The sequence below is a fragment of the Thermovirga sp. genome (genome assembly GCA_012523215.1).
In the GTDB taxonomy this organism is placed as follows: domain Bacteria; phylum Synergistota; class Synergistia; order Synergistales; family Thermovirgaceae; genus 58-81.
The window spans coordinates 1-8612 of record JAAYIZ010000199.1 but is presented as its reverse complement, the minus strand read 5'-3'; the positions used below and the strand labels follow the sequence as shown (position 1 = coordinate 8612).

General features: G+C 55.0%; 10 protein-coding genes and 1 tRNA gene. 8 read left to right on the top strand and 3 right to left on the bottom strand.

Annotated features, from left to right (window positions below):
• The 3 genes from GX108_05615 to GX108_05605 form a co-directional block, all read left to right on the top strand.
• Nucleotides 1-704 (top strand): branched-chain amino acid ABC transporter permease (locus GX108_05615; GenBank protein NLO56514.1); only part of this gene is annotated, 704 nt, incomplete at its 5' end.
• A 1-nt stretch (nucleotide 705) separates the two neighbouring features.
• Nucleotides 706-1470 (top strand): ABC transporter ATP-binding protein, encoded by a 765-nt coding sequence (locus tag GX108_05610; GenBank protein NLO56513.1) that lies wholly within the window; start codon nucleotides 706-708, stop codon nucleotides 1468-1470.
• A 5-nt stretch (nucleotides 1471-1475) separates the two neighbouring features.
• Complete coding sequence (locus GX108_05605; protein ID NLO56512.1) at nucleotides 1476-2177, top strand: ABC transporter ATP-binding protein; 702 nt, start codon at nucleotides 1476-1478, stop codon at nucleotides 2175-2177.
• 19 nt (nucleotides 2178-2196) lie between these two features.
• On the opposite strand, the gene GX108_05600 is transcribed toward GX108_05605, so the two are convergent.
• Nucleotides 2197-2373, bottom strand: a complete 177-nt coding sequence (locus tag GX108_05600; GenBank protein NLO56511.1) for a hypothetical protein — start codon at nucleotides 2371-2373, stop codon at nucleotides 2197-2199.
• 100 nt (nucleotides 2374-2473) lie between these two features.
• On the opposite strand from GX108_05600, the gene GX108_05595 reads away from it, so the two are divergent.
• From GX108_05595 to GX108_05575, 5 genes are all read left to right on the top strand, one after another.
• On the top strand, nucleotides 2474-3256 hold the full coding sequence (locus GX108_05595) for a peroxiredoxin (protein NLO56510.1): 783 nt from the start codon (nucleotides 2474-2476) through the stop codon (nucleotides 3254-3256).
• A 185-nt stretch (nucleotides 3257-3441) separates the two neighbouring features.
• The gene (locus GX108_05590; protein ID NLO56509.1) at nucleotides 3442-4257 is read left to right on the top strand and encodes an MBL fold metallo-hydrolase; all 816 of its coding nucleotides are present in this window, start codon (nucleotides 3442-3444) and stop codon (nucleotides 4255-4257) included.
• Nucleotides 4258-4386: 129 nt separating this feature from the next.
• Complete coding sequence (locus GX108_05585; GenBank protein NLO56508.1) at nucleotides 4387-4698, top strand: hypothetical protein; 312 nt, start codon at nucleotides 4387-4389, stop codon at nucleotides 4696-4698.
• 95 nt (nucleotides 4699-4793) lie between these two features.
• A complete protein-coding gene (gene fumC, locus GX108_05580; GenBank protein NLO56507.1) occupies nucleotides 4794-6191 on the top strand; it encodes a class II fumarate hydratase in 1398 nt (465 codons plus the stop codon).
• Between the two features lie 111 nt (nucleotides 6192-6302).
• Nucleotides 6303-7634 (top strand): NADP-dependent malic enzyme, encoded by a 1332-nt coding sequence (locus GX108_05575; protein ID NLO56506.1) that lies wholly within the window; start codon nucleotides 6303-6305, stop codon nucleotides 7632-7634.
• 78 nt (nucleotides 7635-7712) lie between these two features.
• On the opposite strand, the gene GX108_05570 is transcribed toward GX108_05575, so the two are convergent.
• Together GX108_05570 and GX108_05565 are read right to left on the bottom strand one after the other, a co-directional pair.
• On the bottom strand, nucleotides 7713-8312 hold the full coding sequence (locus tag GX108_05570) for a DUF1847 domain-containing protein (GenBank protein ID NLO56505.1): 600 nt from the start codon (nucleotides 8310-8312) through the stop codon (nucleotides 7713-7715).
• Nucleotides 8313-8485: 173 nt separating this feature from the next.
• Nucleotides 8486-8573, bottom strand: a tRNA-Ser gene (locus GX108_05565).
• Nucleotides 8574-8612 lie beyond the last annotated feature (39 nt).

Genomic DNA, 8612 nt, shown 5'->3' with positions numbered 1-8612 from the left:
TTTCTGACGCTGGAGCAAGCCCGTTTGTCCCCCTATTGTTTGTGGCCTGCCTCTTTGCCGGTGCCGCTTTAGCGGCTGGCATCGCCTTTTTGCTCGGGAGCATAATCTTACGACTTACAGGAGATTACCTCTGCATTGCGACCCTGGGTTTCAACCAGATTGTTGTGGTGACGCTGAATAATCTGGAAATAGTAGGTGGGCCTCGGGGTTTTTACGGGATCCCCAAATTGAGTTCCCTTTTAATCCTTTTGATCTTGACCTGGTTTTCGGTCGTTGTTATCCATCGTTATGCCGCTTCCGTCAGGGGAAGAAATTGCGAGGCGATCCTTGAAGACGAACTGGCGGCGGAATCGCTGGGCGTTGACAGCTTCCAGGTCAAGCTGCACTCTTTTGTGACCGGTTCTTTCTTCGCGGCTCTCGCGGGCGGAATGTTGATCCACCTTGTCCAGTTGGCACACCCTACGCAATTCACCTTTATTAAATCTATTGAGATACTGCTGATGGTTGTCGTGGGTGGAATGGGAAATATTGCAGGTTCAGTAATAGCCGCTGTAATTCTTACCGTGCTGCCTGAAGCCCTGAGGTTTTCACAGGATCTAAGGCTTGTGCTTTATCCCCTGATCCTGATCATCATAATCAGCAGAAACCCTGTTCATTATTTCAAAACGAAGTTTTCCCTGCGAACTGCGAAAGGAGAAAAGTGATATGGGACTCCTTGAAGTGACTCAACTGGGGATACAGTTTGGGGGTCTCAAGGCCGTCGATGATTTTTCTCTTTCACTGGACTTGGGTGAGATTGTAGCCATCATCGGCCCCAATGGAGCTGGAAAAACTACTGTTTTCAACATAATGACAGGTATTTACGCCCCCTCCACGGGCAGTATCTTCTTTGACAATGTAAATATCGTTGGGGAAAAAGCACATCAGATAGCAAACCTGGGCCTGGTAAGGACCTTTCAAAACATCAGACTTTTCAAGGATCTCACCGTTCAGAAAAATGTAGAGATCGCTTTGCACAGGCTTGCTGGTTATTCCCTTTCAGACTCGGTAATGAAGAATCGCCGGTATAAAGAAGATGAGAGGATGATTCGTGAGAAAGCCCTTGAAATTCTGACCATTTTTCAATTGGAAAACAAGGCTTCCGAAAAAGCAAGGAATTTGCCCTATGGGCAGCAGAGAAAACTGGAAATTGCGCGTGCCCTGGCACTTTCTCCTAGGATACTTCTTCTCGATGAACCCGCCGCCGGGATGAACCAGAAGGAGATCAATTCCCTGGTCCAGTTGATCCGCTTTGTCAGGGATCAATACTCGCTGAGCATTTTACTCATCGAGCACCAGATGGGCCTTGTAATGTCCCTGAGCGAAAGGATACTGGTCATGAATTATGGTCGAGTCATATCGCAGGGTTCACCGGTAGAGATCAGAAATGATCCTAAAGTAATTGAAGCTTACCTGGGAAGGCGAAGATAGAGATGCTGCTCGATGTGAAAGAACTCAATGTTCATTACGGAGTAATTCATGCCCTTCAGGGAGTATCGATGGAAGTGGAGGAGGGCGAGATTGTGGCTCTTCTCGGGGCAAACGGCGCGGGGAAGACTACGACCCTTTCTTCGATCTCGAACCTGGTGCCGAAAACCTCCGGCCGGGTATTCTTCCAGGGAATGGATATTACAAATCAAGCAGCTCACACCATTGTCGAAATGGGTTTGGGTCATGTTCCCGAGGGACGCCATGTCTTTTCGGGTTTGACCGTCAAGGAGAACCTGATTATGGGAGGGTACACCAGGAAGCGCTCGGACATCGAAAGGGGGATTGAAAGGTCTTTTACCCTTTTCCCCAGGCTTAGAGAGCGGAGCGAACAAATCGCAGGGACTCTTTCCGGGGGAGAGCAGCAAATGCTTGTTATGGCAAGGGGGCTGATGAGCCACCCCAGGATGCTTTTGCTGGACGAACCTTCGATGGGACTTGCCCCCCTCATTGTTGAAGAGGTTTTCAAAAACATTCAGCTGATTAATGATCAAGGTACTTCCATTCTTCTCGTTGAACAAAATGCCGAAATGGCCCTGTCGATAGCGCATCGGGCGTATGTTTTGGAAACGGGGAAGATAGTGGCGTCAGGTTTGGCAAGGGACCTCTCCGAGAGCCAGGAAATACAGGCTGTATATCTTGGAGGATAAAATTGAAATAAGGGGCATGTCAAGGAATTAACGCCCAAGCCGGCCATAAAAGAGTTTCAACACGATCCTGATCGGCCTTGCCGTCCCTGTCCATGACACCGTGGATAAAGAAAGGCTCCTCGCGGAAAGAAGCCAGGCCGTCCTTCCTGTCGAGGTCTTCGGCCCGGTGTTTTCCCGATTCTATTGCCGTTATCATTCACCTTCGTTTTCTTTGCGAAATCTGACTTTGTGCAAGGTTTCTCAACTTTGTCCTGCGTGATACCTTCTCTCACTCCAAAGATCAAGAATATGCTATCATGTTACCCGGAAATGATTTACGAAATTATTTCAGGTTGAGAATCTACCATCGGGAGGTGTGTTTCTTGGAGGAGAAAGAGATCGGCTGTGCCCGTCCGACAGGAGCCCTTGTCGGAGAGCCGGAACCGGCTCTGGAAGAGAAAGCGGAACCAGTTAAAAAGGAGGTCCCGGGAATGACGATCATGGTAGGAAGAAAGGCGCCGGATTTCGAGGCCCCCGTCTATCACAAGGGTAAGTTTGGCAGCGTGAAGCTGTCCGATTCGCTTGGAAAGTGGGTTGTGCTCTGCTTCTATCCTGGTGATTTCACCTTCGTCTGAGCAACGGAAGTGTCGGCGGTCGCCGACAAATACCCCGTGTTCCAGGAACTCGGAGTGGATGTCTACTCCGTCAGCGTGGACAGCCAGTTCGTCCACAAGGTCTGGAACGATAACGAACTCTCGAAGATGGTAGAAGGCGGAGTACCCTTCCCGATGATCTCCGACGCGGGAGGCAACCTTGGAAAGATTTATGGCGTCTATGACGACCAGGCGGGAGTCGATGTCAGGGGCCGTTTTATCATCGATCCCGATGGCGTGATCCAAGGCATGGAGGTCCTGACACCGCCCGTGGGAAGGAACGTGGAGGAGACCATTCGCCAGATCAAGGCCTTCCAACTCGTCCGAGCCACCAAGGGCAAGGAGGTCACACCTTCGGGGTGGCAGCCCGGGAAGACCACCCTCAAACCCGGTCCGGACCTGGTCGCCAATGTATGGAAGTTCTGGAAGCCCAGGGACAACAAGTAGAGCTCGCAGAGAATTGGTCGCCCCCTTTTGGGGGCGATTTTTTTGTTCTCCTGCTCCGATCCCCGACAACGGGGAAGCGTGATAGACCGGCGAGAGAGATGACATGAAAGGAACTTGGGTCTATGCTTAAAAAAGCCGGGATTCAGGACTTACAAAAGGGAAATAAAAACGATCGGGGTGTCGACATGAAGATCACCGTGCTTATTGAGAACTTTGCCGGGTCATGGAAAATGCTCGCCGAACACGGACTCGCCCTTCTGGCCAGCGACGGACTAACCTCGGTCCTCATGGATACGGGGCAGGGTGGGGACGCTCTTTTTGCCAACATGCAAACCCTGGGGGTCTCTCCCGGCGATATCGATCACGTCGTTCTGAGCCACGGGCATTTCGACCATACCGGGGGGCTCCAGAAATTGCTGCTTCGTTCACGGAATGTCCCGGTCTGGGCCCATCCCGAGATAGAGAGCGCTCATAACCGCATGGAAGATGGTTTCGCCAGGTTCACCGGGTGCTATATCAATAGGAGTGGCGTGGATTTAAGACCCGTCCAGGGCCTGACGCCTGTCACCGACAGCCTCTGGGCTGTCGAGGTCCCCCTGGAGCACCGTGATCCAAGGTTTGTTAATCCGCCCTCCAGGTTGGTCGTCCCTGACGGCGATGGGTGGAAGCCGGATCCCTTCCCCGACGATATATCGATGGCCGTGAAGGGCGAAGGGGGCTTGAGCGTCATCCTCGGCTGTGCCCATGCCGGCGTGGTCAACATTCTTGAAGAAGTATCCAGCCATTTCGAGACGAGGGATTTTCACATGGTCCTGGGGGGCATGCACCTGGGGGACCAGGCCGATGAATTCATAGACCGCATCACCTCGGAACTGGTGACCAGGTTCAACGTGGAAAAATGGCGGCCCTGCCACTGCACGGGTCTCAAGGCCCTTTGCGCCCTCTCCGCGAAGGCACGGGACGTCGCCTGGGCGGCAGCCGGCACGATCCTCGACGCCTGATCTTCAGATGAGGGAATAACGCTTGAGAGGCCTTCCTGTCTTCTGGTATTCAACCTCCTCCAGGATGCGTCCCTGCTCCTACCGTTGGTGCACGCCGTTGAGATTAGACCCATCTTTTTCGAAGCCCTCATGGTCACGAACCTCGCCACAGGTCTTGTTACGCTCTCTGTAGCTTTGACCCTTTACGCCGCCGCCCACGGCGATAGCGCCGGCGGCGATAACCTTTCACTGCTGGACGGCGCACAGGGGGGTGTGAGGGGTATCATAGGCAAGGGAGGCCGGGCGGAAGGCATAGAGCGGATCGACGGAGTATACTTTCTGAAACAGAGGGTACCGGAGGTTTTCTGGATCTTGAAGACCAGAAAATTCGGTCCCCTAGTGGTGGGAATGAACAGCTACGGCAAGAGCGTCGACACCCGCAACAAGGAACTGTACGATTAGGTACCGGGCTGGCCCCGCCGCGGAAAGCGATTAAAAGTAAAATGATCTGGACGACCGAGCGGGCCCTCGCCGCGGGTCCGGGCAGGGAGGATGGCATGGAGTACAGGATAGAAAAGGACAGCATGGGGGAAGTCCGCGTCCCCGCCGACAAACTCTACGGCGCGCAGAGCCAGCGGAGCATTGACAACTTCAAGATCGGCCTCGAGAAAATGCCGGTGGAAATCGTAAGAGCCTTCGCGATCCTCAAAAAGGCCTCCGCCATGGCCAACAACAAACTGGGTGTCCTTGACGACACGAGGGCGGAGGCCATATCCGCAGCGTGCGACGAGATCCTCGAGGGCAAGCACGAGGGCAACTTTGGCCTCGCGGTATGGCAGACGGGCAGCGGCACCCAGAGCAACATGAACCTTAACGAGGTCATAGCCAACAGGGCCAACCAGATACTCGGCGAAGAGGAGGCCAAGGTTCACCCCAACAATCATGTGAACAAATCCCAGAGCTCGAATGACACCTTCCCGACGGCGATGCACATAGCGGCTGTTCTCCAGGTCGAGGACCTGTTGCTCCCATCGCTGAAGAGATTCAAAAAGACCCTCGAGGCCAAGTCCAGGCGGTACAAGGACCTCGTGAAGACGGGCCGCACCCACCTGCAGGACGCCACGCCCCTCACACTGGGCCAGGAGATCAGCGGCTGGGTGAGGATGCTCGAGCGCTCCGAGGAGATGCTCCTCTCGAGCATCGAGTACCTCAAGGATCTCGGCCTGGGCGGCACGGCGGTGGGCACCGGTCTTAACGCCGCCGAAGGCTACGACGTGGAGGTGGCGGCCCAGATAAGCGCCCTGACGGGAAAGAAATTCAAAACGGCGGTCAACAAGTTCCACTCCCTGACGAGCAAGGACGAGGTAGTCTTCGTCCACGGCGCCATGAAGGCCCTGGCCGCCGACCTTCTCAAGATAGTCAACGACATACGCTGGCTGGCCTCGGGCCCCCGTTGCGGCCTGGGGGAGCTCATCATCCCCGCCAACGAGCCGGGCAGCTCCATCATGCCTGGCAAGGTGAACCCGACCCAGTGCGAGGCCGTCTCCATGGTGGTGGCCCAGGTGCTCGGCAACGACGTCACCGTGGGATTTGCCGCGAGCCAGGGCAACTTCGAGCTCAACGTCTACATGCCCGTCATGATATACAACTTCCTCCAGTCGGGAAGGCTCCTCGCCGACGCCATGAAGTCCTTCAACGACCACTGTGCCGCCGGGCTCGAGGCCGACGAGGAGAAGGTCACCCACTTTGTTCAGAATTCCCTCATGAACGTCACGGCACTCAACCCCTATATCGGCTACGATAAGTCCGCTGAGATAGCCAAGAAGGCCCATAACGACGGTTCCACCCTCAAGGAAGCCGCCCTGGCCCTGGGTTACCTCAGCGCCGAAGAGTTTGACCGCTACATGGATCTGAAAGCCATGTGCGCTCCTAAGACGGTCAAGGTGAAGAAATAGGTCCTGGCTCTGTAAACCCCGAAGGATAATCGATAAACCGGCCTGCCGGGAAAGCCTGGCAGGCCTGCATCACCGCAACGGTAACAGCATTTGCTAAGGAGGCGGATTTTTATGCCCAGTAAGGAAGAGTTATTGGCAAAGGCTCAGAAGCCGGCGGAAGACGCGATGAAGCTTCACCCCTTTTACAAGGGTAAGATGCAGACGGCGCCCAAGTGCTGCATCAGGGACATAGGCGATTTCGCGATCTGGTACACGCCCGGCGTGGCTGCACCCTGCAAGGCTATAAAGGAGGATGTGAACCTCTCCTACGAGTACACCAACCGCGGCAACATGGTCGCCGTCGTCAGCGACGGCACGAGGGTCCTCGGCCTGGGTGACATCGGGCCCGAGGCGGGTATGCCGGTCATGGAGGGCAAGTCGCTTCTTTTCAAGTATTTGGGCGGGGTGGACGCCGTGGCGATCTGCCTCGACACGAAGGACCCGGACAAGATCATCGAGGCGGTAAGATTCCTGGCCCCCAGTTTTGGCGGCATCAACCTCGAGGACATATCGCAGCCCAAGTGTTTTTACATACTCGACGAACTGAGGAAGGACTGCAAAATCCCGGTCTGGCACGATGACCAGCAGGGAACCGCGGCGGTGAACCTGGCCGGCCTTTACAGCGGTTTGAAGTTGACGGACAAGAAGATCGACGAGGTCAAGGTGCGTTTCTTCGGCGCCGGCGCGGCCAGCATAGCCACAGCGAGGGTCCTCTTGAGCGCCGGTGTAAGACCTGAGAACGTGATCATGGCCGACAGCCGCGGCACCCTTCACAAGGGGCGCACGGAACTAAAGGATATCCCCTACGACGTGAAATGGCACTTTGCCCAGGCCACTAACCCCGAGGACATCCAGGGAGGTCCTGAGGTTCTTTTCAAGGACGCCGACGTGGTTTACTGCTACACCAAGCCGGGACCGGACGTGGTGAAGAAGGAATGGGTGGCGACGATGGCGAAGGACGCCATGCTTTTTGCCTGCGCCAACCCGATCCCCGAGATCTGGCCCTGGGAGGCGAAGGAAGCGGGAGCGAGGATCGTAGCCACAGGCCGTTCCGACTTTCCGAACCAGATAAACAACTCCCTTGGTTTCCCCGGCATCTTCAGGGGCACCCTGGATGTGCGGGCCACGACCATAACGGACGAGATGTGCATCGCCGCGGCGAAGGCCTTGTCCGACTGCGCTGAAAGAGAAGGCTTGTCCGAGGACTACCTGATCCCGACGATGGACCAGCCGTGGGTATACCCCGAGGTGGCGGCGGCGGTGGGGGTGAAAGCCATCGAGCAGGGTATCGCCCGCAAGGTCATGACCAGGGAAGAACTATTGGAAGTAGCCAGGGATCAGATCGAAAAAGCTAGAGATCTGACCCGATGCATGATGGACAATAAATTTATCGAGATGCCCTGATAGGGCCCCCATTGAGGGCCCGGTCTCCATAATTTGAGTGTATTCTTACCCCGGGGTGGGTACTGGGGCAAGAATATTTCAGATGTCGGGCTCCTGAAGGGGTCGCTCCCTGAGGGGCCTGCCGAGGTCCGAGCGGATGTAGGGACAGTAAAGGGCCGCCACGGGATTGTGTCCCAATTTTCGGTCCTTCACGACCAGGGTTGTAACAGGGGCCTTCGAATGCTTATAAAAAAGCGAGTCATGTCCTACGCAAAGACCTAGGACAATATTGAACTCCGTGCCCTCTTCCTCGAGTATCCTAGCCTGTTCTATGGGGTTACAAGTATAGTCGCCGACCCAGAGTCTTTCCGTCAACTCGAAGGCTGCTTTTTCAATACTCCCGATCTTGCAGCAGGTTGAAAAAACTTCGAATTCATTAGAAAGTAATTCTCCTAGAATTGCGGCTTCTGTTTTGAAGCCTACGCAGAAAGCGATCCCGAGCCTGCTGAACCCCATCCTTCTCGCGAACTCCATCGTCTCATCGACCCGGCAGATCTCCTTGTAGAAAAGAGCCTCCACATCGGCTGCGACTTGAAAGAGCTTCCTGTCGAGAGGGTCATCGTACAGGGGAATACTGTCGGTCTTTTTGCAAGGGTTACCTTTGCTGCAAGGTTTGTCTTTGCAGAGATGGCACTTCATGGGAATCCCTCCGGTAGTTCGAGTTCAATCGCAAAGGGGTCGAAGCCAGGAAGCGGCACAGCCGGCTACCGGCCCAATCCTATCCTATACTACCATTTCGCTTTTCGGTGTGTCCTTTCCCGGGGGAAACCATAGGGGCAAGAAGAGTTTTGCAAGAAAAGAAAACCAAAAACTGGCGGAGGGCAGAGGATTCGAACCCCTGGAGACTTGCGCCCCTGCTGATTTCAAGTCAGCCGCCTTCGACCACTCGGCCAGCCCTCCGACGGCAATCAATTATAATGAATTCTGGTAGAATAAGCC

Bases quoted from the DNA above. Each gene is read 5' to 3' on its own strand.
- fumC (NLO56507.1), top strand. From the start codon at position 4,794: ATGGAGTACAGGATAGAAAAGGACAGCATGGGGGAAGTCCGCGTCCCC.
- GX108_05600 (NLO56511.1), bottom strand. From the start codon at position 2,373: ATGATAACGGCAATAGAATCGGGAAAACACCGGGCCGAAGACCTCGAC.
- GX108_05590 (NLO56509.1), top strand. From the start codon at position 3,442: ATGAAGATCACCGTGCTTATTGAGAACTTTGCCGGGTCATGGAAAATG.
- GX108_05570 (NLO56505.1), bottom strand. From the start codon at position 8,312: ATGAAGTGCCATCTCTGCAAAGACAAACCTTGCAGCAAAGGTAACCCT.
- GX108_05575 (NLO56506.1), top strand. From the start codon at position 6,303: ATGCCCAGTAAGGAAGAGTTATTGGCAAAGGCTCAGAAGCCGGCGGAA.
- GX108_05610 (NLO56513.1), top strand. From the start codon at position 706: ATGGGACTCCTTGAAGTGACTCAACTGGGGATACAGTTTGGGGGTCTC.
- GX108_05585 (NLO56508.1), top strand. From the start codon at position 4,387: ATGGTCACGAACCTCGCCACAGGTCTTGTTACGCTCTCTGTAGCTTTG.